Source organism: Sphingobium sufflavum (assembly GCF_021403115.1).
In the GTDB taxonomy this organism is placed as follows: Bacteria; Pseudomonadota; Alphaproteobacteria; order Sphingomonadales; family Sphingomonadaceae; genus Sphingobium; species Sphingobium sufflavum.
Map to the genome: position 1 here is coordinate 201,789 of NZ_JAJSSH010000003.1, position 22,760 is coordinate 224,548.

Here is a 22,760-nt window from a genome sequence, read left to right on the forward strand (position 1 = left end):
GCCCGTGGGGCGGCAGCGTGCGCGGTCAGGGTCGCAACACCGACCCGCCCGTGGGAATGGCGCTCATCGCATCGCTATCGCCGCCGACGGGCGGAGCGTCCGCGACAAAGACCGGCTTGCCCCGGTACAGCCATTGCGCCTGCTCGCCCGTGCGCCCGACCGACCAGTCGCCCGACCCGCCATTGGCGAAACCCGCCGGGAAGGGGGACCAGCCGCCTTGCGCCGGTGCGTCGCCGGTGAACAGCAGGCGGCCCTTGCGGTCGGCCATCACATAGCCGTCACCCAGGAAACGGGCCGTCACCGCGCCGGGCGTCGACAGTTTCGGCGCGGGCGGTACATATTTCAGGCTGTTCCACGCAAAATCCTCCGCCCCGTCAAAGGCGGCGGTGCCCGGCGCCTCGCCCCGGCGGGTGAAGACCAGATGGACCTTCTTGTAGATCCACTGGAGGCCCTGCGCGCCTTCGACAATGGCCCAGTCGCCGTTCCACGAGTCCTTGCGCGCCGCAGAGGCAGCGGGAGCTTCCGCCTTCTCTTCCGCCTTGCCTGCGCCCGCCGGGTCCGGCCGGGTGCGGCGCTCCGTGCCCGGCACGACGATGCCCGGCGTCGCCTTTGCGCCCGCGGGGGCGAGCAGGGGCTGCCACATCTCCGCACAGGCATCCTTGCAATAGGTGAAGGGCGTGCCCGTCTTGCCCGCCAGCGCGCGCGGGTCCATGCCATACAGGGTCTGCCCCCGCGCATCGACATAGACCATCCTGTCACCGACCCGCCGGGTCGTGATGCCGGCGGGGAAATGGTCGGCCGCCACCGCCGCCGGAATCGGCAGGTCCGATGCCTGCCCCCAGGCCGGGGCCGACAGGCCGGACAGGGCGATCATCGCCAGTCCGGGAATGGCAACGCCGGGAATGGCAAGGACGCACCTCTGCCTGTTCATCCGATCAGCTCCTCTTCCAGTCACTCTGCGCGCCCGGCCAGTCGGTCGGGTCAATCGCGGCTTTCCGTGCGGAACGCGCGGTGGCACGCGCCACAGCTTTGCCCCAGCAGCTTGGCCTGCGCCCGGATATTGGCTGTGTCGCCGGTGCCCGCGACCTTGGCAAAGGCGTCGGCCTGCTTGGCGAAATTGTCCTGCGCGGCCTTGAACTCCGCACCCTTGGCCCAGATGTCGGGCTTGGCGGCGGTCTTGACGCCAGCCTGCGGCCCGCTGCCCTGCGGGAACCAGCTATATTGCTGGCGCGCAAAGTCACGGATCTGGCGGGCGGAAAGCTGCATCACATAGGTTTGCGGCGCGCTGCCCTTCAGTTCGTCGTTCACATTCTTGAAGGCCGCGCCCAGCTCGCGAAAGCCCGCGATGCGCGTCTTGACGACATCGCCGGGGGCGGCGGCCACCGGGGCTGCCAGCGCTGCCAATGCCAATGCGGGAATCGCAAACCGTCGCGTTGCGCCTGTCATGTCCATCGTCCTCGGTCAGTTCTGTTCTGTTCGGGACAATCATCCCGTCTGATGAGGCTGTTTTAGGGCGTGGGTCGGCGGCGGGACAATCGCTTTTACGCAATGCTTACATTGGGGCGGCGGGGGCGGTGGCGGGCCGTGCGGTCAGGCGGGCCGGGCTTTTCGGGGAAGGAAGCCCTCGCCCGACCCAGCGGCCGGTTGCGCGATAAAGGGCCACTGGTTGCATTTCATGCAATCGTCCTGACGTTGTTCGCAGTTGCACAATTTCCGGGTGCGGCGCACAAAGCCAGTGCCTTTCAGGCATCCTCTCCTAAAACTCTCAAGGGCTGGTCCAACGACCGGCCCTTTTTTTTGTCCTCCGCCGTTCGGGGTTGCGGCCGCCCCTCTTTCCGTCCGCGCATCCGCCTTGGTCGGCCCCGCCCCTCTCAGGACGCGCCCGTCAGCCCGCCTCCCGCAGTCCGTTCATCACGGCCCGCCGGTTGCTGCGATCCGCCTCGAACCGGGCCAGTTCCCGGTCGCCGGTCAGGATGGCGGCGATGATCCGCTCCCGCCCCCCGCGCCATTCCGACACTGCCGCCCCGCCGCCGCGCATCAGCCGCGCCTGCTTGGACACGCCGACTCGCAACGTCACCACGGTCAGCAGCTTGAACAGCGGCGAATCGACCATGCGGAACAACAGGTCCTGGAACTTCTCCTCGAACGCGCCGCAATCCTGTTCCGTGACGCAATCGGGCAGCGTCGCGGACAATTGCACCAGTTCCTCCCGCTTGGCCGCGTCGGAGCACTCGGCGGCGGCGGGCACCAGCTCGTTGAACAACAGGGAGGTGATGTTCACCGCTTCCTCATAGGACGACGGGTGGGACCGCAGATAGGCGCCCAGCGACCGGGCGACCGCCGCCGGGCCGGGGCGCGTGCCATAAAATCCGCCGCCCGGCCCGCGTCGTCCTTCCAGCAGCCCTTCATGCTCCAGGATGCGCGCGGCCTGTTGCAGGGTGACGATCCCCACCTCCAATGTGCGGGCCAGATCCTGCAACGACCCGATCAGGCTGTCGGGTTCGGCCGCGAACACCCTGTCGCGCAGGCGGTCGGCGGTGATGCTGACGAGATTTTTCTTCTGAGGCTCCAGGTCCATAGGTCCAGCTTTTTCCTGATTTCGGCTAATTCATAGCATATAATTATCCGATGAAAAACGAATATCCGCCGTAAATCGCATTGACCTGCCATTACTATGCATATTACTGTCCGCCATCACAAAAGGGTTTGCGGCAGCGCCAGATCAGGATGCGCGCCGTCCCGGCAAGGAGGCGATGCCATGACTTTCCAGCAGCCCGTGGGCGATACGCTGCCCCGTTATCCCGTCATCATCGGCGATTCGCTGGAAGAGCAGGGCAGCGGTGAAACCGCCGCGCATATCTATCCCGCCACCGGCGCGGTAACGCGGGAGATCCGCTTCGCCAGCCCCGCCGACGTCGATCGGGCGGTCGCCGCGGCGCAGGCCGCCTATCCCGCATGGCGCGCGCTGCCGGGTGACAAGCGCCGCGACCTGATGTTCAAGCTGGCCAGCCTGTTCGAGGCGCAGGCGCAGGAGATGGCGCCGATCCTGGTCTCCGAAAATGGCTCGCTGTCGCTGGCCGCGCCCTATATCTCCTATGATGCGGCGCAGAAGTTCCGCTATTATGGCGGCTGGGCGGATAAGATCGAGGGGCGCACCGTCGCCACATGGGGCGGCCCGGCGCATGACTATGTGTCCTACGAACCCTATGGCGTCGTCGGCGTCATCGTGCCGTGGAACGGTCCCTTGTTCGCCGCGACCATGGTGCTGGCCCCCGCGCTGGCGGCGGGCAACTGCATCGTCATCAAGGCGCCCGACTTGGCCCCGTACAGCGTCATGCGGCTGGTCGAGCTGATCCGCCAGGCCGGTTTCCCGCCCGGTGTCGTCAACCTCGTCACCGGCGGCGCGGATGTGGGTGCGGCGATGGTCGCCCATCCCGGCATCGGCAAGATCGAATTCATCGGCAGCGGCGCGACCGCGCAAAAGATCCTCGCCAATGCGGCGCAGACGCTCAAGCCCGTCGGGCTGGAGCTGGGCGGCAAGTCGGCGGTGCTGGTGTTTGGCGATGCGGACCTCCAGTCGGCGGCCAAGCGCGGCCTGACCGGCGCGGTCAGCGCCAATGGGCAGGGCTGCGTCAACGGCACGCGCCTGTTGGTCGAACGGACGATCTACGAACCCTATCTCCAGATGCTGACCGCCATGGCGGGCCATATCAAGGCGGGCGATCCCTTCGCGGGCGACACCATGCTCGGCCCGGTGATTTCGGAGGCGTCGCTGAACCGCATTTCCGGCCTTGTCGACCGCGGCGTGGCGGCGGGCGGCCGGCTGGTGACGGGCGGCGGCCGCATGGGCGGCGATTTCAGCGACGGCTATTATCTGCCGATCACCGTGCTGGCGGACGTGGACCCGGCGAGCGAGATCAGCCGCACCGAGGTGTTCGGTCCCGTGCTGGTCGTCACCCCCTTCGACAGCGAGGAGGAGGCGGTCGCGCTGGCCAATGACAGCGATTTCGGCCTCGGCGCCTATGTCCACACCACCAACCTCGCCCGCGCGCACCGCGTCGCCGGGCAGATGCAGGCCGGTCAGGTGCAGGTCAACGGCTCCGGCGAGGCGATGACGCCCTGCGTGCCCTTCGGCGGGATGAAGCACAGCGGTCATGGCCGCCTCGGCGGGATCGAGGGGATGCGCGAGTTCCAGCAGGTCAAGAATGTGTGGGTCAACCTCGCCTGACCGCCAGAGCCGCCGACACTGCAAAAGCATAAGAGACTTAGGAGAATCGCATGAGCCTGCTCGACCCCGCAGACCGTTCCGCGCGCGGCGCCGCCATCGGGGGACAGGTGACCGGCGCCCCGTTGCCCGCGCCCGTCACCCCCTATCAGGAAAGCTGGCGCGATTTCATCTTTGCGGAAGTCTGGTCGCGCGAGGGGCTGGACCGGCGCGCGCGCTATCTGGTCGCCATCGCGGGATCGTCGCTCACCAACGGCGCGGCGGAGCATCTCGACGGCTATGTGCGCGGCGCGCTGACCGGCGGTGAGCTGAGCCTGTCGGAACTGCGCGAGGCTGCGCTGCACCTGTCCGTCTATGGCGGCTGGACGAAGGGGGCGGAGCTGGACCGCGCGGTCACCCGCGTCGCCGCCGACCTGGGCCTTGCCGAACCCGCGCACCCGCCGATCCGCGCCGGTGCATGGGATCCGGCGGTGCGCAGCGAGGAGGGCGCGGCGGAATTCATCCATGTCATGACCTTCCCCGGCGGCCCGCCCGCGACCCCCTATCTGGAGGCGATTCGCAACTTCGTGTTCGGGGAGATGTGGTGTCGTCCCGGCCTCGACCAGCGGTCGCGCCGCTGGCTGACCCTCGTCGGCGTGTGCGAGTCCGCCGCCGAGACGCCGATCAAGAGCCATATCCATGCGGCGATGGCCAGCGGCAACTGCCAGCCGGACGAGATGCAGGAATTTGTACTGGCCTATGGCATCCATGCGGGATGGCCAAAGGCGTCGGTGATTCAGGGCGTGGTCTTCGAAATGTCGAAGAAATTCGCCGCCGGATTGCCCTGGAACGGATGAGGGATGCAAGCATGAGCAAGACCGACATGACCGGCAAGGTCGCCATTGTCACCGGCGCGGCATCGGGGCTGGGCCGCGCCACCGCGCTGAAACTGGCGGAAGCCGGTGCGAAGTTGGCGCTGGTGGACCTGAACGAGGCCGGACTGGCCGAAACCGCCGCCCTTCTGGGGGCGGGGGTGGAGGCTCTGATCCATCCCGCCGACCTGTCCGACGCGGCGGCCAGCGCGGGCGTGGTGCAGGCGGCTGTGGCGCGCTTCGGCCGTCTCGACGCGCTGTGCAACGTGGCGGGACTGATCTATCTCGCCAACACGCCGGAGATGCCGCTCGACCAGTTCCAGCGCACCTTGAACGTCAATCTCCATGCGCCCTTCCTGCTCTCGCAGGTCGCGATCCCGCACCTGCTCGAAACCAATGGCGCGATCGTCAATGTCGCCTCCTCCGCCGCCTTCATCGGGGAGGCCTATGCCGCCGCCTATTGCGCCAGCAAATGGGGCCTGCTGGGCATGACCAAGGCAATGGCGATGGAATATTCGAAAAAGCCGATCCGCATCAACGCCGTCGCGCCGGGCGGCATGGTGACGAACATCGCCGCCAATTTCGTCCCGCCCGAAAATTGCGATTTCGAGCTTATCACGCGCTTCTCCGGTATGCGCGGCGTCGTGGAGGTGGACGATGTGGCCGACATGATCCTGCTCCTCTCGTCGGAGGCGGGGCGTGGCTATCATGGCGCCTGCATCAACATCGACGCCGGCATCACGGCGGGTTGATCGGATGACGGACAAGAGCATCCGCGCGGGCTTCATCGGCCTGGGCAGTCAGGGCGGCCCGATGGCCGAACGCATCCTCGCCAACGGCTATCCGCTCGCCCTCTGGGCGCGGCGGCCGGAGGCGCTGGAGCCATTCGTGGCGCAGGGCGCGACCGTCGCCGCTTCCGTGGCGGACCTGGGCGCGACCTGCGATTTTGTCGGCGTCTGCGTCGTGGACGATGCCGGCGTGGCGGCGGTGTGCGCGGATCTGATCCCCGCGCTGCGCCCCGGCAGCCTGCTTGTCATCCACTCGACCATCCTGCCGGAAAGCTGCGCCGCTCTGGCGGAGCAGTGCGCGGACAGGGGCGTGCATTTCCTCGACGCGCCGGTCAGCGGCGGCGGTCCTGCTGCGGCGGCGGGCACGCTGACCGTCATGTGCGGCGGCAGCGAGGACGCCTTTACGCAGGCGCGGCCGGTGCTGGAAAGTTTCGCGGGCGCGCTCGTCCATCTCGGCCCGGCCGGGGCGGGGCAGCGGGCCAAGATCGTCAATAACGCGCTGATGGCGGCCAACATGGGTCTGGCCCATGCCGCCCTGTCGGCGGGTGAGGCGCTGGGCATCGATCGCAAGGCGCTGGCCGACCTTATCAAGGTCAGCAGCGGGCGCAGCTTCGGGTTCGAGGTGTATGCCCGCCTGCCGACCCCGGCGGCCTTTGCCCATGGCGCGCCGCTGCTGATCAAGGACGTCAATCTGCTCGGCGCGATCGCGCCGGGCAACCGGGGCACGGACACATTGCGCGAGGCGGCCTCCGGCTTCCTCGCCGCCGCCACCGGCGGTTTAGCTGAGGAGCACAAGGCATGACATTTTCCATCGACCAGTTCCGCCTGGACGGCAAGGTCGCCATCGTCACCGGTGCGGGCGGGCGCGGCAACAGCATCGGGCGCGCCTATGCGGTCGGCCTCGCCGCCGCCGGGGCCGCGGTCGTGGTGGCGGACATCAACGAGGAGGGCGCGAAAGCCGTCGCGGACGAGATCGTCGCATCGGGTGGCAAGGCCATCGGCGTGCGCGTCGACATCACCGACCCGGCCTCCGCCGCCGCCATGGTGGACGCGGCAAAGACCAGCTTTGGCGGCCTCGACATCCTCGTCAACAACGCCGCGCTGATGGCCGAACTGGGTTATCAGAATATTGTCGACGTGCCGCTCGAAAGCTGGAACCGCACGCTGAACGTCAACCTGACCGGCGCGCTGATCTGCGCGCAGGCGGCGGTTCCCGCGATGCGCGAGCGTGGCGGCGGCCGCATCGTCAACCAGACGTCCGGCGGCGCTTTCCCGGCGACCGGCGTCTATGGCATCGGCAAGCTGGCGCTGGTCGGCCTGACCACCACCCTCGCCAAGACGCTGGGCAAGGAGAACATCACCGCCAACGCCATCGCGCCCGGCAATGTGAAGTCGGACGCGGGCAAGCAGTTGGTGCCCGACGATTCCCCTTTCCTCCAGTTCCTCAACATGACCGTCGCCAGCCGCGCGCAGGGTGAGCCGGATGAGCTGGTCGGCGCGCTGCTGCTGCTGTGCTCCGACGCGGGTGCGTGGATCAGTGGCCAGACGCTGCATGTCGATGGCGGCTGGGTGCTGCGCCCCTGATGCCGTGTCCCCGGCGGGTGTTCTCATCCGCCGGGGGTCGCGGGGTCTGAACTCTGCCGCGGGATGCGGTGGATCGCGCGGGATCGACATAGTCCGCATGGATGGCACAGCCTCCCATCGCGCCGGCCCTCATGGTCCCGCGATGCGCCGGCGCGCGCCATAGTCTCTTCCTGTCGTCCTGGGCGTGTCGAACGGCGGCCCGCCTCCCGCGCGCGCCGCCACGCCCACCCGTCACAGCGTCTGCAACGCGCCCCCGCTGGCGGAGGAGGCGCGCATCGCGTCCATGACCCGCATCGTCGCCAGCCCGTCCTGAAAGCGGGGCGGGGGGATCGCACCGGGGACGGGCGCGCCCTCTATCGCGGCCTTCATCGCCTCGCACAGCCGGATGAAGGGACCGGTCTCGAACGCGGCCGGTCGGCTCACCCCCTTGGCGTCGGTGACGGCGGGCGCGGGCGGCAGGCGCAGATCGTCGTCGATCGCCAGTTCCCGCGTCCCATCCCGGTCCGCGACAAAGACCTTGCCCGCGTCGATCCACACCGTCCCGGTCGATCCGGCGCAGCGGGTCAGGCTGGCGGGCGGCCCCCAAGCCCCGGCGCTCTGCTGCATCGACCCCTCCACGCCATTCTTCAGCCGAAAGCGCATGGAATAGCTGTCCTCCGCGCCGCCCTGCCGGTCCGAAACGGTCAGCAGGCTGGCGCTGATCGAGTGGAAATCACCCAGCCAGCACCGGATCTGGTCGATCAGATGCGATCCCCCCGCGCCCAGCCAGCCACCGCCCGCCGTCGGGTCAAACCACCAGTGGGGCAGGCGCGCGGCGGGGTCCGCGCAAAAGGGGATGAACTGGTCCAGCGCCAGGAAGCGCGGTTCCCCGATCAGCCCCCCGGCGATGGCCCGGCCGAACATCGCCCGTTCGGGCAGCCAGCGGAACTCGTGCGACAGCATATGGACGACGCCCGCCCGCTCCGCCGCCTCGACCAGCCGCTCCCCCTCCGCCGCGTCGAGCGCGAATGGCTTTTCGCACAGCACATGGCAGCCGCGCGCTATGGCGCGTTGGGAGAGGGCGGCGTGCGTGTCCGGCGTGGTGGCGACCGTGACCAGCGTCGCGTTGGCCCCGCCGCTGGCGGCATCACCCGCGCCGCTGGCGGCGTCAATCGCCGCGTCCAGATCGGTGAAGCTGGCGGGGATGCCCTGTTCCGCCGCCTTGCGCGCCAGCCGGTCCGGGTCGCGCCCGACCAGCGCCACCACCTCGAACCCCGCCGCGCGCAGTGCGGGCACATGGACGCGACACCCAAAGCCCGTGCCCACGACGATTGCCGCTATCGTGCCAGTTGCCATCCGCCGATCCTCTCGCCTGTTTGGCCGACACTGGCATAGATAGTATATACTATCAAGAGAAGCTGGCGGAACGGCCGTCAGGCAAGGGATCGACACCGCAAAGCCAAAAAAAAAGGGGGCGCCCGATCATCCCGACCGGACACCCCCGCTTGGCGTGTCAGCGACAAACCGGCGTCAGAAATTATAGCGCAGCGACGCCGACACGGTTCGCCCGTTGATCGCCCGGCCTGAACCGATGCCATTGGTCGGCACCGTGCTCTGCGAGATTTCGAACAGACCCACGGCGTTGAACAGGTTGTTGGCGTTCACCATCAACTGCACCCGCGGGATCGGCCGATACTGGACAAAGGCGTTGACCACGGTGAAGCCCGGCATCTTGAGCAGGTTGCTGTCCTGCGCATAGCTGCTGGTGATGGTCACGATGTTCGCGCCCACGGTCGCCTGCTCCGTCTCGATCTGCGGCGTCGCCTCGAACGTCCAGGCGGGCTGGTGGCGCGGTTCCTTGCCGGTCAGCGTCGGGTCCAGCTTGTCCTGCGTGATCTTCGCCTTGGTGTAAGTCGCGCCGCCGGTGATGCTGAAGATGCCCCGGCGATAGCTGCCCTCCAGTTCCAGGCCCGACGCGCGATAGGCGCGGATGGTCTGGTTGGCGGAGCCGTTCAGCACATTATGATCGTCGGCATGGGCCAGAAAGGCGGTGGCGTTCAGCGTCGCATTGCCGGTGCGCAGCTTGATGCCGCCTTCGAGCTGGCGCACCTCGTCATAGGTGTCGCTGTTGCTGGCGACGCTGCCGTCCACGGCGCTGACGATGGGGGTGAACAGGATTTTGTCGGCATTGGCCCGCCCGCCCCGGCTGTATCGGGCAAAGGCCGACAGCGCTTGCGCGATGCGATAGTTCACGCCCGCCGAGTAGCTGACATAATGATAGTTGTAGTTGACCGGTGCGGGCTGGGACAGCGGCAGGAAGGCCACCGCCGCCTCCGGTGCGGAGATCAGGCCGTCGCCATTCACGTCATAGGCGACCTGCCCGACCCGGCCACCGCCCAGGTCCGCGCCATAGAGCGAACCGCGCACCCGCCCGCTGTCATAGCGCAGGCTGCCGCCGATCGCGATCTTGCCGACATGATAGTTGATCGATCCATAGGGGGCCGTGATGTCATAATCGACGTCGAAGATGCGGCGGAACTTGCTGGTCCGCCCACGTCCGAAGGCATAATAGCCGTCCAGCGTCTGCGCCACGCCGCCCGCGCTGGTGATGTTGACCATCGCGGTCTGGCCATTGCCCGCCACATCCACGTCGATGGCGGAATGGAGCCACTCGGCGCGCAGCTTCTGGATCGCCTTGTACAGGCCGGCGGTGACGGTCAGGTTGCCGCCGCCGATCGGCCACACCCTGGTGGCGCGGAAATCATTGGTGAAATTGTCGAGCGACCGGGCGCGCGTCTCCGCCATATAATAGAGGGCGAGCAGGCCGTTGCCGTTGATCGGCGATCCCGCCGCGATCGGCCGTCCGGCGTTGGGGCCGCTGGCATAGCTGGCGGTCGCGCCCGCCCCGGCCTGCGACGCGGCGAAGGCGGCGACCGTATCCGCGCTGTTGGCGAACACGCGCAGGAAATCGCCCGAATTGATCGAATAGCGGACACGGTCGCTCAGCGTCCATCCCGCGATGTCGAACTGCGCCTCCAGCCCGACCGACTTCGACACCGCATGTTGCCCGTCGGATGTCGGGAAACGGGTGAGCTGGTTCTGGCCGTTCAGCGTCGTGACCGGGCCGATATAGGGGGACAGGACGGAGTCCGTGCGAATGTCGAAATTGGGCAGGTTGGCGATGACCGGCTTGTCGTTGGTCCCGGTCAGGCTGAAGAAATAGGGCGCAAAGGTGGGCGAGCGGTCGTCCAGATATTTGCCATAGACGCGCACATAGCCATTGCTGAACTGTTTGGTGATGTTCAGCTTGATCTGGCCGCCCTTATAGCCGTCGAAGCCGATGTTGCGCGGCCCTTCGCCCCAGCGATAGAAGCCGCCGACATGAAAGCGCAGGCTGTCGCTCAGCTTGCCGCCATAATCGGCGTCGAGCCGGTTCTCGCCATAGTCGATGCCGCGCGTGATCTGCACCGCGCCGCCCTGCGTCTCGCCGGTCTTGGACAGGATGTTGATGAGGCCGCCGGGCGAATCCGACGCAAAGGTGGAGGCGGAACCGCCGCGGATGGACTCGATCTGCGCCACGTTGAAATCGGTGCGCAGGAAGACGTCGCCGCCAAAGTTGAAGAAGTCGCCGAATTCGAGGGCGGGCAGGCCGTCCTCTTGCAACTGCATATATTTGGAGCCACCGGCGGCCAGTGGCAGGCCGCGCACGGTGTAGTTGGCGTTCCCCTCGCCAATGCCGGATTCCACGCGCAGGCCGGGCATGGTGCGCAATATGTCGGCCAGCGGGCGGGGGCCGAGCTTTTCATATTCGCTGGCCCTGATCGCGCTGGTGGAGGTCGCGCTGTCGAGCCGGTCGCGGCCCTTGGCGACGCCAGTGGAGAAAATCTCCTTCTGCGGCGCCTGCGGCTTTGCCTTGCCCTTGGCGGCGGTGTCGCCCTGCGCCCATGCGGGGGCGGCGACGGCCAGCAATTCCATTCCGACGAGTAGGTACGCGGCCTTCTTCACCCCAGCTCTCCCTGATTATGTGCGCCTGTTCCGGTGTCCTGTTGGCGATCTATAAGACAGCTATCGCAGACTTGCCTAAAGATAGGATTAAGCAAGAAACACACCGCTATCCGGCCAAGCATCGGACCAGCCTATTTTGCTTGATTTCAAGATATTGGACGAACCGCCACAGTATCGCCGCCGCGCCGCCGCCGAACAGAATCAGGCCGGCCGACCGCATAAAGCGCGTCCCATCCCTTGCAATCGCCGCCGCTGGCTCTAGCGTCGCGGCAGGATAGTGGGGGAGAATGACGGGATGAGCGACCGGGATGAAGACGCATTGGTCGCCGCCGTCGCGGCGGACCCGCGCTATGCGGCGCTGGTGCGGCAGCGGTCGCGGCTGGGCTGGAGCCTGTCCGCGCTGATCTTCATCGCTTTCGTCGGCTATCTGCTGCTGATCGCGTTCGACAAATCCCTGCTGGCGACGCCCATCGGGGCGGGCGTGACCTCGCTCGGCATCCCGGTGGGGCTGGGCCTCATCCTGCTCGCCATCGCGCTGACCGGCGTTTACGTCGCCCGCGCCAACAGCGATTATGACGCCCGGATGGCCGCGATCCTGAAGGACCATGGCGCATGACCGCCCGCGCCTCCGCCGCCACTCCAGCCGCGAGCCGCACGCCAGTTGCTGCCCCCGTGGCGGCGCTCGCCTCCACCGCTCCCGCTGCGGCCCTCGCTTTTGCCGCTGCCGCCCTGCTCGTCCCCATGCCCGCCCTCGCGGCGGCGCTGGAGGGGCAGGCGCAGCAACAGCCGCTCAACTGGGCCGCGATCCTGATGTTCGTCGCCTTCGTCGGGCTGACTCTGTGGATTACCAAGCTGGCGGCGGCGCGCACCCGCACCGCGTCCGACTTCTACACCGCGGGTGGCGGGATCAGCGGTTTTCAGAACGGCCTCGCCATGGCGGGCGACTATATGTCCGCCGCCTCCTTCCTCGGCATTTCGGCGCAGATCTTCACCGATGGCTATGACGGCCTCATCTATTCCACCGGCTTTCTGGTCGGCTGGCCGATCCTGCTGTTCCTGATGGCGGAGCGGCTGCGCAATCTGGGCCGTTTCACCTTTGCGGATGTCGCCTCCTATCGCTTTGCCCAGCCGCCGGTGCGCACCTTCTCGGCGGTCAGCACGCTGCTGGTCGTCTCCTTCTATCTGATCGCGCAGATGGTCGGCGCGGGACAGCTCATCAAGCTGCTGTTCGGCCTGCCCTATGGCGTGGCGCTGGCCATCGTCGGCGTGCTGATGATGCTTTACGTCCTGTTCGGCGGGATGCGCGCCACGACATGGGTTCAGATCATCAAGGCGGTGCTGCTGCTGGGCGGCGCGACCTTCATGGCGCTGATGGTGCTGGCGCACATGGGCTTTTCGTTCGAGGCGCTGTTCGCCCGCGCGGTGGCGGTCAAGACGGACGCGGCTCTCTCCGGCGGGGCGGGCGTGGCGGAGGCGGCGGAGCGGGGCCGGTCGATCATGGCCCCCGGCAATTTCATCAAGGATCCGGTGTCCGCCATCTCCTTCGGCCTTGCGCTGATGCTCGGCACCGCCGGCCTGCCGCATATCCTGATGCGCTTCTTCACCGTCCCCGACGCGAAGGAGGCGGGCAAGTCCGTGCTGTGGGCGACCGGCTGGATCGGCTATTTCTATATCCTCACCTTCATCATCGGCTTTGGCGCGATCGTGCTGGTGGGGACGGATGGCCACTATCTGGACGGGGAGGGCGCGTTGCGCGGCGGCGGCAACATGGCGGCGATCCATCTCGCCCATGCCATCGGCGGGGACGCCTTCCTGGGCTTCATCTCGGCGGTGGCCTTTGCCACCATCCTTGCGGTGGTGGCCGGGCTGACCCTGTCGGGCGCGTCGGCGGTCAGCCATGATCTTTATGCGACGCTGTTCAAGAAGGGGCAGGCGAATTCGGCGGACGAACTGCGCGTCTCCCGGCTGACCACGCTGGCGCTGGGCGCGCTGGCGGTGGTGCTGGGGCTGGTGTTCGAGAAGCAGAATGTCGCCTTCATGGTCAGTCTGGCGTTCGCGCTGGCGGCGTCGGGCAATTTCCCGGTGCTGGTCATGTCGCTGCTGTGGAGCGGCTGCACCACGCGCGGCGCGGCATGGGGCGGGGCGATCGGCCTGCTGACCGCCTTCGTGCTGACGATGCTGTCCCCCACGGTGTGGACCAACAGCCTCCATCTGGGGGATGCGCCCTTCCCCTACAGCTCGGCGGCGATCTTCTCCGTCCCGGCGGGTTTCCTCGCGATCTGGCTGATCTCCTTGCTGGACCGTTCCCCGCGCGCGGCGGTGGACAAGGCGGGCTATCCGGCGCAGCGGGTGCGGGCGGAAACCGGGATCGGGGCCTTCGGCGCATCCGACCATTAGGGTCATCATGGAACGGAGGAAGGCCGCCCTATGGGGACAGCCTTCCTCCGATAGCGGGTTTCAGCCCAGCCGATAGATGGCGAACGCCTTGGCGACATGCTCCCGGCTTTCCCAGCCGCAGTGCGATCCGCGCTCGGCCAGCACCACGTCGCCCGTGGCAAAGCTCTGCGCCCGGCCATTCTCGTCGCTGAAGGTGACGCTGCCGGTCAGGATATGCATGATCTCATGATGGCCATAGAGGAAGCCGTGCCGGTGGTAGGGCGTGCTGTCCCAGGTGCCGCACACGAACTTCCCGTCATCGACGCGATAGTCGTTGAAGTTGCGGCAATCGGGCGCGGGGCCGATCAAGATGTCGGCGGCGGGCTTGGCGGAGGGTTCCAGCGGCGGGTTCTTCGTGATCGGGGTGATCGCCGCGCCGCTCGGCTGGCTGTCGGCATAGGTCATGACGATGGCCACCGTGCCCGCATCGGCGCTCCACGCAAAGGCCGCGCCATGGGGGATGACCGCCGCGTCGCCATCGGCCAGAACATGCGCCCCGGCCGCATCGCTCAGGCGCAGCGCGCCGGCGACGACGATCAGGAACTCATCATTCGGCAGCGCGTCGACCCGGCCCTCGCCCGCGTCCAGCGTCAGGGCGCTCACCGGGCTGGGCGCGCCGGAGGAGAGCAGGACGGTGCGGCTGGCCAGAAAGTCGCCGCGCGCCGGACCGGCGGTCGCCGCCGCCTGTGCACCAAAGGCGCGCAGGTCGAGGAAGGATGGCGCGCGCGTCGCCGCGTTCGGGGCTTCGGGGGATTGGGTCTGGGTGTCCATGGGCGCCTCTGCGAATGGGGATGGGGATGGAGCAAGGAAGGGAAATGCGCGGCCAGCTTAGGAAGCGCCGCCGACAGGTGATGCGCTTATGCCCGCCATTTTCCGCAGCCATGCCGGATCGGGCGGCTGCGATGGCAGTTTCTGTCGCCCCTGCGCGCCGCCGCGCAAGACAAGGGGCGGACCACCGCCCGCCGCCGCCCGCCGCCGGTCCGATGTCAGGCCCCGTTTACTCGACCGGCGGCTCGAACAGATCCTTGTAGAATCCCGATGTCTTGAGCGTGATCGTCACCGGCGTCTCGCCGCCATTGCGCCAGTAAAAGCCGTGCGTGCCGTCGAAGGGCGCGGTGAACGACCCCTGCGCCTCGCTCAGATTTTTCTGCTTCCAATAGGTGCTGAACGCGCCCGCCGGGCCTTTGCTCGGCTCGCCATGCATGTCCTGACGGATGGGCGCGGTGGAGGTCCAGCGGAAGATCAGATGATCGCCTTTCGCCATATGCGCCTTGACCTCTATGCCGCTGTGCGGCGCGAGGGTCAGCGTCTTTTCGTCGGAGCGCAGCGGCGTGCGCGCTTCGATATTTTCCTTCACCTGCGCCGGGATCGTCAGAGTCTGTGTTGGGGCCTGCGTCGCGGCGCTTTGCGGCGTCGCGCTGTCCGGCGCATCCTCCGCCTCCGCGCCCGCCGCCATGCGGGTGAGGCCCAACGCCTTGCCCACGCCGGTCGGGTCGATGCCCCATTCGGCGGGCAGGACGACCAGCGTCAGGATGACGGCGGCGGCGGCGGCCGCGCCCAGCGTGGCACGGCCCAGCGCGCCGCGCGATGCCTGATAGGGAAGCGTGCTGTTGGCGGCGGTCATGATGCAGTCTCCGCGAAATAGCCGGCGATCTGATAGCCGGTGAGGACGAAACCCGCGCACATCAGCGCGGCGTTGGCGACGACGACGCTGCGGTTGAAACTGGGCGTCGTGCGCCACAGCGTCATCAGGATCAGGATGATGGACAGGGCGATCACCTGTCCGGTTTCCACGCCGATGTTGAAACTGATCAGGTTGGTGAGCAGTCCGTCGCGAGACGAAACCAGATCCTGCAATTTCGTGGCGAGGCCGAAGCCATGAAAGAAGCCGAAGATGAGGACGGCCGCCTTCTGGTTCGGCTGGAAACCGAACAGGGTCGGAAAGGCGCCCAGATTGTCGAGCGCCTTATAGACGACGGAAAGCCCGATGATCGCGTCGATGATGAACGGGTTGGCGTGCAGGTTGAACATCACGCCCGCCAGCAGGGTGGTGCTGTGCCCGATCGCGAACAGGGTCACATAGGTCCACACATCCTTGAGGCGGTAGAGGAAGAAGATGACCCCGAACAGGAAGAGCAGATGGTCGTACCCCGTCACCATATGCTTGGCGCCCAGGTACATGTAGGGGATGATGTTGACCCCCGGATTGGCCATGATGAAGGCCTTGTCCCCTTCCGCCACGCCATGGGCCAGTGCGTCACCGGCAAAGGCGAGCAGGGCGACGGTCATGAGGGCGGTTGCGGGCAGGCTTCGAAGTCGGGGAGGCATGAGGCGCATCGCAAGGCCCTTTGCGGGAGGGAAGGGGGAAGACGGCTGACGGCTGGCGGATCGTGGTGATGTGGCCCGCCCGGCCTTCTCCGGTGGGGAGGAAAGGCGTTCGCGACACCCCCTTCGAAGGGACGGCCCGCCATCATTTCTGACAACGGGCCGCAGGGGGAGAGGCTTATTTGATGAGGAAGGTGGCCCCGTATCGCGCCTTGCTGGCGTTATCGACGACCATCACGCCGACATTCGCGCCCTTGGGCAGCTTCAGCCCCTTGGCGAAGAATTTATGGCCGCCCGCCGGGGCCAGCGCCACTTCGCTCTTCTTGCCGGCGGCGGAGATGGTCAGCTTGCCGGTCATGGCGGCGGCGTCCACCGGCTCGTCCTCGTCCAGCACATAGACGGTGACGCCCGCCGGGGCGGTGACCAGTTCGAACAGGGTTTCACCGGTCATCTGCACGACGCCGCCATGCTGCGGCTTGGTGATGCCATGCGCCAGGGCCGCACCCGAAAGGCCCAGCGCGGAGAGGCAGAGGAGGAGGGGGAGTGTCGTCTTCATCGTCATTCTCCGATCAGGGTGGCCATCATTCCGGCGCGTGGGCCAGGGTGAAGTTCAGCGTCGCCGTATGCTCGATCTTGCGGTACTTGGTCGGCGCGTCGGACGGGCCGTTATAGACCGCGCGGATCACGTTCAGGCCCTGGTTGCGCACCGGCAGGGTGATGGTGCCGTCGGCGGCGGTCATCTGTTCCTTCGCATCGGGATCGTTGACCATGTCGTTGATGACCCGCGCGCCCGCGATGGGCTTGCCCTGGAACAATATCTGATATTTCAGCGGCTGGCCCAGCGTGGTGGGGATGGCGCCGACCGGCACGATCTGGAGCGTCTGGGTCGGCAGCGCGGGGATGGGCTTGCTCAGCGGCCCCTGGATGCTGACGGCGTATTTGATGTTCTTTTCGGACACTTTGGCGCCGGGCATTTCCTCCAGCGTCTTCTTCTCGAACTCGCCGCCCTCCATGCGCGACCAGATGCCGTTCTGGAGCACGCCGGTCACGACGGTCGGCGGCGCGTCGGCGTCGATCAGGACGATGGGCCCCGCGATGCGGGGCGTGGCCTTGATCGGCTGGTAATCGGCGTCATAGGCGGTGACATTCTCGATCAGCCCGAACCGCTTCACCATGTCGAGGTCGTCCGACCCGACGCCATAGATGATGGCCAGTTGCTTGGCGCGCTGGGCGAACCAGATGCCATGGGCATCGGCCGCGATCGGGGCGAGGGCGGTCGCGGCGAGCGCGGCGACGAAGCTGGGGGAGGAAAGCCTGAGTTTCATGCGCTAACTCCTTCTGGGCGGGTGGTTTTGTGCGACCCTGTGAGGAACAGGCTATGGCCTGCGCCCGGACTTTTATATCGCAGTAGGCGGCATGGCGGCAGATTCGGGCGTTTTGGGACCGCCCACGGAATCGGCCGCCCGCCGGTCAGTGGACCGCCACCGGGGCGAAGGCATCGCCCAGGCTGTGCGCGACGGAGGCGTTGACGATGGCGCCGCGATGGATGTTCAGCCCCTCGCGGAAACCCGCATCCTCGTCCAGCGCGGCCAGCCCCTTGTTGGCCAGCGCCAGCGCATAGGGCAGGGTGGCGTTGTTGAGCGCATAGCTGGACGTCTGCGGCACCGCGCCGGGCATGTTGGCGACGCAATAATGGATGATGCCGTCCACCACATAGGTCGGGTCGTCATGGGTGGTGGGCCGCGACGTCTCGAAACATCCGCCCTGGTCGATGGCGACATCCACCAGCACCGCGTTGCGCTTCATCAGGCCCAGCATGGCGCGGGTGACCAGTTTCGGCGCGGACTTGCCGGGGATCAGCACCGCGCCGATCACCGCGTCCGCCTCCGCAATCTCCTGCTCGATGGACTCGAGGGTGGACAGGCGGGTGCGGACCCGGCCGTCGAACAGCTCGTCGAGCTGGCGCAGGCGATTGAGCGAGCTGTCGATGATCGTCACCGCCGCGCCCATGCCGACCGCGATGCGCGCCGCATGGGTGCCGACGACGCCGCCGCCGATCACCAGGATGCGCGCCGGGGCCACGCCGGGCACGCCGCCCAGCAAGATGCCCGACCCGCCCGCATGGCGGCGCAGCGCCGCGCCCGACGCCTCGATCGACAGGCGACCCGCCACCTCGCTCATCGGGGCCAGCAGGGGCAACGCGCCGCGCGGGTCCACAATGGTTTCATAGGCGATGGCGGAGCAGCCCGACGCCATCAGGCCGCGCGCCTGATCCGGGTCGGGGGCGAGGTGGAGGTAGGTGAACAATATCTGGTCGGGGCGCAGCATCGTCCATTCCGACGGCTGCGGTTCCTTCACCTTCACCACCATGTCGGCGGTGGCGAACACGTCGGCGGCGGTGCCGACGATCTGCGCGCCCGCGCGAATATAGGCGTCGTCATCCATGCCGATGCCCGCGCCTGCGTCGCGCTCGACCAGGACGCTGTGTCCCGCCGCGACCATCTCCCGGACGGAACCGGGCGTCAGGCCGACGCGATATTCGTGAGTTTTGATTTCCTTGGGAACGCCAACGATCATGAGTGCCTCCGAGCGTCTTGCTGTGCCGTCAGGCTAGGGCGGCGCGGGCGGCATAGGCCGTCGAATGGCGGGGATTTGAAGGATGGTTTGGCCGTTATGGTGCGGCACGGCGATATGATCGCGCGGTGGGCGCCTGTCAGGCCGCGCCCGCACGACCCTGTGCACGGGGAGAGGGAGGGCCATTATCCTGTTTGGATATGTAGGACAGACGAACGCGAAAGGATGGCAGGCTCAAGCAGGATAATGGCCAATAGGAAGGGGGATTTGCCCCGTTCCGCCACGCGCCACTTGAAACGTGATGACGGTAAATGCGCCCATCTGGGGCTTGCTACGCTCGCAAGGACGATTCCAGGAAAAGTCATCATGGTCTAAATCCGCACCGGTGCGATGGATGCGCGCGGGACCAGCGCGCGGGCGAGGATAGGTGGCACAGCAATCAGCGGGGTCATCCCCCACCTGCCCGGCGATCCATCCCTGAACTGTCGCCCCGCTCCGGCTCCGTTCCCGCGTCAGCCATGCCCGCCTCAGCCACGCCCGCGCCAGCCACGCCCGCGCCAGCCACGCCCTTGCCGGGCGCAGGCTCGGTATCCGGTTCAGCCCTTGGTCTTCGCGCCCGCTTTCTTCGCGGAGGGTCTCTCGCTGATGACCACCGACCCCACCAGATCGTCGAGGATCCCGGCAACCTCCTTCGGGGAATAAGCGTCCACGTCCTGCGACAGCCACCAGGCGATCGTCTCCACGATCAGCGTCGTCGTGCTGATGATCGACAGTTCCAGCGGCAGCCAGCTCTGGTTGCCGGGATAGGTGCTCGCCACCGCTTTGGAGACGCGCATCAATTCCTCGCGCATCGCCCCGCCCGCGCCGCCGATCAGCAGCGCGCTCCACAGGACGCGATGCTCGCCGACATAGTCGCACAGCGCCTGATAGCCTTCGCGGTTATGGCCGGCGGGCAGGGAAATGGCGACCAGCCGGTCGATCTCCTCCGCCGCCACATGGTCGAGCAGGGCGTCCTTGTCCGGGTGGTGGCGAAAGAAGGTCGCATTATGGACGCCCGCTTCCTTGCAGATTTCCTTGACCGTGATCTGGTCGAAACCCTTGCGCTCCAGCAGGCGCAGCAGCGCGCTGCGCAGGGCCTCCGCGCTGCGCACCTGCCGCGGGTCCAGCCCCCGCGTGGACGCGATGCGGGAGACGCGCTGCGCACTGCGATAGGGGGGCGGGGTCGGAACCGGGGTCTGGCTGGGCATCGGATGGTCGCTTGTCTTTTTCGTCACGGCACGCACTCCTGCGCAATCCCCCTGTGAAGGAGGACGCAGCACCATTCGTCAAGGGGCGGCGTGCACGGGACGGAAAAACTTTGGGCGGCGGGGTTGGGGCGCGGGATCGGCTGCAATGGGCGGTTGGGGGATATGCGGCGGGGTTGGGGCGGGGTGTTCGTGGACAGGGGGAAATAGAAATCCGTTCGCCCTGAGCGTGTCGCAGGGCGGCTTTTTCCTCTGGGTGCGGTGCTTGGGAGAAAATTACCGTCCTTCGACACGCTCAGGGCGAACGCTGTTTTCTATCCGACATGCTCCGGCGGGATGATGGCCGACCTGATCCGGGGTCCAGCCTCCTCCTCACCCGGTGTCAGGAGAATGACCGCAATCCCTGACACCACCCGCCGCTCTCCCGTCTATCCCGCCACCGGCACCCGCACGTTCAGCAACATCGGGCGGCTATGCTCCGCGACGCCATAATGGGCATAGTCCATGCCGATCCCCGACTGCTTGGCAAAGGGCATGGGCAGCGCGGCGGTGAAGGCGCCATGCTGGTTCACCCAGGCGGTGCCGCACTCCATGCGCCCGGCGAGCGCAAGGCCGCGCTCCACGTCCGCGGTCCACACCGACCCGCCCAGTCCCATCTCGCCGCTGTTGGCGTCGGCCAGCGCGGCCTCCACGTCGCGGAAGGGCAGGATGGGCAGCACGGGGCCGAACTGTTCCTCGTCCACCAGCGCCACGCCATGGCCCACGCCCATGAACAGCGTCGGCGGGATGAACAGCCCCCTGTCCAGCCGTTCGCCGCCGGACAGGATGGTCCCGCCCCGCACGGCCGCGTCGTCGATCAGGCCCCACACCCGTTCGAACTGCTTGCGATTCTGCACCGGCGTCATCGTCGTGGCGGGGTCGAGGCAGGGGCCGATCCGCGCCGCCGCCAGCCTCTGCGTCAGGCCCGCCACCACCGCATCCCGCACCGCTTCATGCACATACAGGCGCTTGATGCAGGCGCAGAACTGCCCCGCATTTTCGAAGGAGGTGCGGTAGAGCGTGTCGCACAGCAGGTCGATGTCCGCGTCGGGCAGCACGATGGCCGCGTCATTGCCGCCCAGCTCCAGCGTCAATCGCTTCAGGGTCGGGGCCGCCGCCGCCGCGATCACCCGCCCGGTCGCGGTCGATCCGGTAAAGCTGATCTTGGCGATGCCGGGGTGGGTGGTCATCGCCGCGCCCACATCCGCGTCGCCGGTGATGACGTTGAAGACGCCGCGCGGGAAGATGCCCCGCCCGATCCGCCCCAGCATCAGCGCGGACAGCGGCGTGAAGGGCGACGGCCGCAGGATCATCGTGTCGCCGGACAGCAGCGCGTTGGCGATCTTGGCCGCCGCCAGTATCACCGGCCCGTTCCACGGCGCGATCGCCCCCACCACGCCCAGCGGCCGGTGGACCAGCCGCGCCTGCATCCCCGCCACCTGATAGGGCACTTCCGCCAATGTCTGCGCCGCCAATGTGCGGATATAGCCGACGGCGAAGACCACCTCGCTCAGCGCCCGGCGCAGCGGCCGCCCGGCCTCCGCCCCGATCAGCAGCGCCAGCGGCGCCCGCGCCGCCCACAGCGCATCCGCGAACGCCTCCAGCATGGCGCGCCGCTGTGCCCATGGCGTCGCCGCCCAGCCGGGAAAGGCCGCCCGCGCCGCCGCCACCGCCGCATCGACATGCCGTGCGCCCGCATCAGGGGATCGGGCGATCAGCCGCTCGTCACAGGCATGGATCACATCCTGCACACCATCGGGGTCCGCATCCGCCCCGTCGATGGTCATGGCCAGCGACAGGTCCGCGATCCATCCCGCCAGATCGGCGGGGACATGACCGTAAATCTCCTCGAAATCCATCATGCCGTCGCTCCTTCCTGCGTGCCCGTCGCGGGCGATCCATCCTCGTCGCGCAGGTAGCGGGAGAGTATGTCCCGCCCCGGCTCGTCCCGCTGCCGCGCCGCGATCTTTTCCGCCGACAGCCAGACGAATTCCGCGCCCTGCTCATGCCTGGACGCGAATATGTCGCAGGCCCAGTGCGCGATGGTGCTCACATGGTCGCCGATCACATTGACCCAGCGTTCGCGCGCCGCCCGTTCCGGCCCCGCCACCATCCGCCGATGTTCGCGCAGGAACCCCTCGGTCATCACCAGCCCCGGACTGATCGCGCCGATGCGGACCGGCCCGCCCGCCGTCTCCTGCGCCAGACTGTGCGTCAGGAACTGGAGCGCGCGCTTGGTGGTGGCATAGCCTGTCATGCCCGGCACCGGCTGGCCGTCCGCCCCCGCGCCCAGCACAGTGTAGATGCGACCCGCCCGTCCGCCGGTCGCTTGCGCCGTCATGCCGCGCAGCGCGACCTGGCACCCCTGCATCGCGCCGATCAGGTTGATCGACAGCATCGTGCGGAAATCCTCCGGCGGCAGGGTGGCCAGCGGCTGGCCGGTCAGCGCCAGCCCGGCATTATTGACCCACAGGTCCACCGCGCCGAACCGCGCCACCGCCCGGTCCCACAGACGCTGCACCTGATCCGCGTCGCTGACGTCGCAGGGGACGCCCAGCGCATCGGGCGACACCTCCGCCGCCGCGCGCACGCTGTCCTCCTCCCCCTGCGCGCTGACGACGACCTGGTAGCCGCGCCGCGCCAGTTCCTCCGCCAGACCGCGCCCCAGCCCCCGCGTGCTGCCCGTGATGACCGCCGTCTGCCGCATCGT

Annotated in this window: 21 protein-coding genes and 1 pseudogene; 7 read left to right on the forward strand and 15 right to left on the reverse strand. The window is 67.6% G+C overall.

Annotation, left to right across the window (positions count from 1 at the left end):
* Positions 1 to 25: 25 nt before the first annotated feature.
* From LWE61_RS06605 to LWE61_RS06615, 3 genes are all read right to left on the reverse strand, one after another.
* Positions 26 to 931, reverse strand: coding sequence for a COG4315 family predicted lipoprotein (locus tag LWE61_RS06605; protein ID WP_234149248.1), 906 nt, complete (start codon positions 929 to 931; stop codon positions 26 to 28).
* Between the two features lie 50 nt (positions 932 to 981).
* Positions 982 to 1,446: a c-type cytochrome gene (locus LWE61_RS06610; RefSeq protein ID WP_234149249.1), complete on the reverse strand. Its 465-nt coding sequence runs from the start codon at positions 1,444 to 1,446 to the stop codon at positions 982 to 984.
* Positions 1,447 to 1,885: 439 nt separating this feature from the next.
* Complete coding sequence (locus LWE61_RS06615; RefSeq protein WP_234149250.1) at positions 1,886 to 2,578, reverse strand: FadR/GntR family transcriptional regulator; 693 nt, start codon at positions 2,576 to 2,578, stop codon at positions 1,886 to 1,888.
* Positions 2,579 to 2,758: 180 nt separating this feature from the next.
* Between LWE61_RS06615 and LWE61_RS06620 the strand changes: the two genes are divergently transcribed.
* From LWE61_RS06620 to LWE61_RS06640, 5 genes are read left to right on the forward strand one after another with little or no spacing between them, the layout of a single operon-like run.
* Positions 2,759 to 4,228 carry an aldehyde dehydrogenase family protein gene (locus tag LWE61_RS06620; protein ID WP_234149251.1) on the forward strand — a complete coding sequence of 490 codons (1,470 nt, stop codon included), beginning with the start codon at positions 2,759 to 2,761 and terminating at the stop codon, positions 4,226 to 4,228.
* Positions 4,229 to 4,278: 50 nt separating this feature from the next.
* Positions 4,279 to 5,061, forward strand: coding sequence for a carboxymuconolactone decarboxylase family protein (locus tag LWE61_RS06625; protein WP_234149252.1), 783 nt, complete (start codon positions 4,279 to 4,281; stop codon positions 5,059 to 5,061).
* Between the two features lie 11 nt (positions 5,062 to 5,072).
* Positions 5,073 to 5,828, forward strand: coding sequence for an SDR family NAD(P)-dependent oxidoreductase (locus LWE61_RS06630; protein WP_234149253.1), 756 nt, complete (start codon positions 5,073 to 5,075; stop codon positions 5,826 to 5,828).
* Between the two features lie 4 nt (positions 5,829 to 5,832).
* Positions 5,833 to 6,666, forward strand: coding sequence for an NAD(P)-dependent oxidoreductase (locus LWE61_RS06635; protein ID WP_234149254.1), 834 nt, complete (start codon positions 5,833 to 5,835; stop codon positions 6,664 to 6,666).
* Entirely contained in the window at positions 6,663 to 7,448 is a 786-nt protein-coding gene (locus tag LWE61_RS06640) for an SDR family oxidoreductase (RefSeq protein WP_234149255.1), read from the forward strand. The genes LWE61_RS06635 and LWE61_RS06640 overlap by 4 nt, the downstream gene beginning before the upstream one ends.
* 231 nt (positions 7,449 to 7,679) lie before the next feature.
* Here the strand turns inward: LWE61_RS06640 and LWE61_RS06645 are convergent, their stop codons facing one another.
* From LWE61_RS06645 to LWE61_RS20910, 3 genes and pseudogenes are all read right to left on the reverse strand, one after another.
* Positions 7,680 to 8,783: a Gfo/Idh/MocA family protein gene (locus tag LWE61_RS06645; RefSeq protein ID WP_234149256.1), complete on the reverse strand. Its 1,104-nt coding sequence runs from the start codon at positions 8,781 to 8,783 to the stop codon at positions 7,680 to 7,682.
* Between the two features lie 174 nt (positions 8,784 to 8,957).
* Entirely contained in the window at positions 8,958 to 10,895 is a 1,938-nt protein-coding gene (locus tag LWE61_RS06650; protein ID WP_407696210.1) for a TonB-dependent receptor domain-containing protein, read from the reverse strand.
* Positions 10,896 to 10,952: 57 nt separating this feature from the next.
* A pseudogene (locus tag LWE61_RS20910) lies at positions 10,953 to 11,402 on the reverse strand (TonB-dependent receptor plug domain-containing protein); the annotation flags it as partial.
* A 325-nt stretch (positions 11,403 to 11,727) separates the two neighbouring features.
* On the opposite strand from LWE61_RS20910, the gene LWE61_RS06655 reads away from it, so the two are divergent.
* Both LWE61_RS06655 and LWE61_RS06660 read left to right on the forward strand, forming a co-directional pair.
* On the forward strand, positions 11,728 to 12,048 hold the full coding sequence (locus tag LWE61_RS06655) for a DUF485 domain-containing protein (protein WP_234149257.1): 321 nt from the start codon (positions 11,728 to 11,730) through the stop codon (positions 12,046 to 12,048).
* Positions 12,045 to 13,829, forward strand: a complete 1,785-nt coding sequence (locus LWE61_RS06660) for a cation acetate symporter (RefSeq protein WP_234149258.1) — start codon at positions 12,045 to 12,047, stop codon at positions 13,827 to 13,829. The genes LWE61_RS06655 and LWE61_RS06660 overlap by 4 nt, the downstream gene beginning before the upstream one ends.
* 60 nt (positions 13,830 to 13,889) lie before the next feature.
* On the opposite strand, the gene LWE61_RS06665 is transcribed toward LWE61_RS06660, so the two are convergent.
* The 9 genes from LWE61_RS06665 to LWE61_RS06705 all read right to left on the reverse strand — a co-directional run bounded on the left by LWE61_RS06665 (position 13,890) and on the right by LWE61_RS06705 (position 22,757).
* Positions 13,890 to 14,639, reverse strand: coding sequence for a cupin domain-containing protein (locus tag LWE61_RS06665; protein ID WP_234149259.1), 750 nt, complete (start codon positions 14,637 to 14,639; stop codon positions 13,890 to 13,892).
* A 226-nt stretch (positions 14,640 to 14,865) separates the two neighbouring features.
* A complete protein-coding gene (locus LWE61_RS06670; RefSeq protein ID WP_234149260.1) occupies positions 14,866 to 15,492 on the reverse strand; it encodes a hypothetical protein in 627 nt (208 codons plus the stop codon).
* Positions 15,489 to 16,157: a HupE/UreJ family protein gene (locus tag LWE61_RS06675; RefSeq protein WP_234149261.1), complete on the reverse strand. Its 669-nt coding sequence runs from the start codon at positions 16,155 to 16,157 to the stop codon at positions 15,489 to 15,491. Before LWE61_RS06675 ends, LWE61_RS06670 begins: the two co-directional genes overlap by 4 nt.
* Before the next feature lie 214 nt (positions 16,158 to 16,371).
* Complete coding sequence (locus LWE61_RS06680; protein ID WP_234149262.1) at positions 16,372 to 16,749, reverse strand: hypothetical protein; 378 nt, start codon at positions 16,747 to 16,749, stop codon at positions 16,372 to 16,374.
* 25 nt (positions 16,750 to 16,774) lie between these two features.
* On the reverse strand, positions 16,775 to 17,518 hold the full coding sequence (locus tag LWE61_RS06685; RefSeq protein WP_234149263.1) for a DUF4198 domain-containing protein: 744 nt from the start codon (positions 17,516 to 17,518) through the stop codon (positions 16,775 to 16,777).
* Positions 17,519 to 17,663: 145 nt separating this feature from the next.
* Positions 17,664 to 18,770, reverse strand: a complete 1,107-nt coding sequence (ald, locus tag LWE61_RS06690) for an alanine dehydrogenase (RefSeq protein WP_234149264.1) — start codon at positions 18,768 to 18,770, stop codon at positions 17,664 to 17,666.
* Positions 18,771 to 19,363: 593 nt separating this feature from the next.
* The gene (locus tag LWE61_RS06695; RefSeq protein ID WP_234149265.1) at positions 19,364 to 20,041 is read right to left on the reverse strand and encodes a TetR/AcrR family transcriptional regulator; all 678 of its coding nucleotides are present in this window, start codon (positions 20,039 to 20,041) and stop codon (positions 19,364 to 19,366) included.
* Between the two features lie 398 nt (positions 20,042 to 20,439).
* Positions 20,440 to 21,912 carry an aldehyde dehydrogenase family protein gene (locus tag LWE61_RS06700; RefSeq protein ID WP_234149266.1) on the reverse strand — a complete coding sequence of 491 codons (1,473 nt, stop codon included), beginning with the start codon at positions 21,910 to 21,912 and terminating at the stop codon, positions 20,440 to 20,442.
* A complete protein-coding gene (locus LWE61_RS06705) occupies positions 21,909 to 22,757 on the reverse strand; it encodes an SDR family oxidoreductase (RefSeq protein ID WP_234149267.1) in 849 nt (282 codons plus the stop codon). Before LWE61_RS06705 ends, LWE61_RS06700 begins: the two co-directional genes overlap by 4 nt.
* Between the last annotated feature and the right edge of the window lie 3 nt (positions 22,758 to 22,760).